This window comes from Spongiactinospora gelatinilytica (assembly GCF_003236385.1).
In the GTDB taxonomy this organism is placed as follows: domain Bacteria; phylum Actinomycetota; class Actinomycetes; order Streptosporangiales; family Streptosporangiaceae; genus Spongiactinospora; species Spongiactinospora gelatinilytica.
The window spans coordinates 1-2,633 of record NZ_POUA01000615.1 but is presented as its reverse complement, the minus strand read 5'-3'; the positions used below and the strand labels follow the sequence as shown (position 1 = coordinate 2,633).

The following is a 2,633-nucleotide window of genomic DNA, read 5'->3' as shown; positions in this document are numbered from 1 at the left end:
GCCCGGCCCCGGCCAGCCCCCACACCGACAACCACCAAGGAACCAACCTCGCCCGATAGAGCATGAAGAAAAGCAACACATCCCCCAGCCCCAGCGAAACGATCACCGCGACATGATTGACCAGGTCGCGCCCCACCCGCAGTATCTCGATGGTGGCGGCCTCCTGCTCCGGCACCAGAAACAGGGGCAGCGATATCACCCCCACGAAATGAAACCCCGCCGCGATCACCCTGAACCCGACGAACCCCAGGCTCAGCGCCTCATTCACCGCCCGCAACGCGGGATACAGACACAACGCGAACCCGACACCCGCCGGGATCATCACCAACTGCGCCCCCGCACCGGCGAGTATCTGCCCCTCATGCGCGGCAATACGGCCGAAATACCCCGGCTCCTCAAGCACCGGCACCACACTGAACAACCCGGCGACCACTCCCACGATCACCAGCACGCCCGCCCACCTGCTCACCCGGGCACCTCCTCTTACACCCGTAAGGTGTCGCCACGCTACCCTTACACCTGTAAGCCCGTCAACGTAATAGGAGGCGAGCAGGTCGAAATGGAAGCCGACGGCGAATATGGCCAGGGCCAGCCATCGTGAGGCCAACGCCAGTCCCGGATGGGCCGGCAGCCTCGGCATGAGCAGCAGGACCACCATCGGAATGCCCAGGCCGAGAAGGATGCTCAGCAACACCTTCGGCCACTCGGTCAGCCCCACCACGGTCGCGATCACGTCGCTCAACGCCGCCCCCACAAGGGCACAGATCATGATCAGAAAGGTGGAGTACTTGGCGACGTACAGCCGCTCAAGAAACTTCCCGTAGCGCGCCAGCTTGTCCGCGCCCACCAGCTCGATGAGGATGAGCGCCCCGCTGACGAAGGAAAGAATCTTCCCGACCCGCCCCACCACAGAATGGGCACCCCGAGCAGCTCGCGCCCGAGCACGGACCTGCCCTGCAACCACAGATCCCACGCCTCGAAGTAGCTGATATCCGCCACCGCCGGAGCATAGATGCTCACCGAGCGGATCACGGCGATAACGGAGAGAAAGCCCCTACTTGCCAAAAGGCATCCCCGACGATCTAGGGATGCCCTGGTGAAGCAGAGAGCCGCCTAAGGGAATCGAACCCTTGACCTACGCATTACGAGTGTCGGTTCGGGTGGTTCGATAGGGTTCGCCGGGGTTCGGAACTGGAAAAACGAACCTCGGTGAACCCCCCCGAACTCCTGTGAACTGCAACCCGCACTGCAACCCGGAGCGCTTCATTCGCTCCCTCCTGGACACCAGAACCTTCTCTTGCCCGCAGGCCATGCGTAGCCGTACTGTCACGCTAGGCACCCGGTCCCTGCGAGGAGGAGGCAAGGTGAGCGCCACATACGGTGACCACGAAGGCAAGCCGAAGGAAGACAAGCCGCTTCCGACGCCGCCCCCCGCTGGACATCCCGACGGCACGGCCCCCAGCAGCAAACACGAAGGCAAACCGAAAGACGAGAAGAAGTAGTGGACGAGGGCATCGCCGCACGAATCGAGCGGTTGATCGACAGCCTCGGCGACATCAGCGCACCGGTGAAACGGGCGCTGCGAGCGGTGCCCCGGCACCAGTTCATCCCCTCCGTGGGCCTCATCGCCGACGACACCACGACGATCATCGACCACGACGCCGACCCCGCCGCCTGGCTCGACGCGGTCTATGCAAACGTGCCCATCGTCACGCAGCTCAACGACGGCGCAACCGATCTCCGAGACGAAACCGGCGGGCTCTACACCTCCTCCAACTCCGCCCCCGGCACCGTCACCGACTTCCTCGACCTCCTCGATCCCGCCCCCGGACATCGGGTGCTGGAGATCGGCACGGGCACGGGGTGGACCGCCGCCCTACTGTCCCACCTCGTCGGCGCGCAGTATGTGACCTCGATCGAGGTAGACTCCGCGCTCGCCGAGCAGGCCGCGAAGAACCTCAGCGACACCGGGATGCACCCACACCTGATCACCGGCGACGGCGCGGACGGTTCCCCTGAGAGGGCGCCATTCGACCGTGTACACGTCACCTGTGGCATTCGCACCGTGCCGTACGCGTGGGTGGAGCAGACCCGGCCCGGTGGCCGGATCGTCCTGCCCTACGACCCCGGTTTCGTCGCCGGCCATGCGCTACGCCTCGCCGTCAGGCCGGACGGCACCGCAGCGGGCACGTTCACCGGCTTCGCCGCGTACATGATGATGCGGTCCCAGCGCGTCCCCGCGAACGCGGAACGCGGGCCGGAGCGTGAGACCCGCACGCGCATCGACCCCCGCACGATCACGGAAGCCCCGCCGGGTGCGGCGTTGGCGATGTCGGCGCTCACTGGGCTCTACCTCAGCACCGGCCGGCAAGACGACCGGTTCTTGACATGGGTGACAGACCCGGCCGCCCCGGCGCAGTGGGCACTGATCACTCATGTTCCGGGCGCCGACGATTTCGAGGTCTACCAGGTCGGCGACCGGCCGGTGTGGGACGAGGTCGTTGACGCCTACTTCCGGTGGGTGGACTGGGGCGAGCCGCGGCGTGATCGGTTCGGGATGACGGTCAGCCCGGACGGGCAGCAGGTGTGGCTGGACACGCCACAGCAGGTGATCGGGTAGGGGTTCATCGTCG

Annotated in this window: 3 protein-coding genes; 2 read left to right on the top strand and 1 reads right to left on the bottom strand. The window is 65.9% G+C overall.

Features of this window, described 5'->3' with window-relative positions; all coding sequences use genetic code 11:
• Window positions 1–910 (bottom strand): DUF4386 domain-containing protein (locus C1I98_RS37715; RefSeq protein WP_146607890.1); only part of this gene is annotated, 910 nt, incomplete at its 3' end.
• Window positions 911–1,364: 454 nt separating this feature from the next.
• Between C1I98_RS37715 and C1I98_RS42285 the strand changes: the two genes are divergently transcribed.
• Together C1I98_RS42285 and C1I98_RS37710 are read left to right on the top strand one after the other, a co-directional pair.
• A complete protein-coding gene (locus C1I98_RS42285; protein WP_158558384.1) occupies window positions 1,365–1,502 on the top strand; it encodes a hypothetical protein in 138 nt (45 codons plus the stop codon).
• Window positions 1,502–2,620: a methyltransferase domain-containing protein gene (locus tag C1I98_RS37710; protein WP_111172032.1), complete on the top strand. Its 1,119-nt coding sequence runs from the start codon at window positions 1,502–1,504 to the stop codon at window positions 2,618–2,620. The genes C1I98_RS42285 and C1I98_RS37710 overlap by 1 nt, the downstream gene beginning before the upstream one ends.
• The last annotated feature ends 13 nt before the right edge of the window (window positions 2,621–2,633 follow it).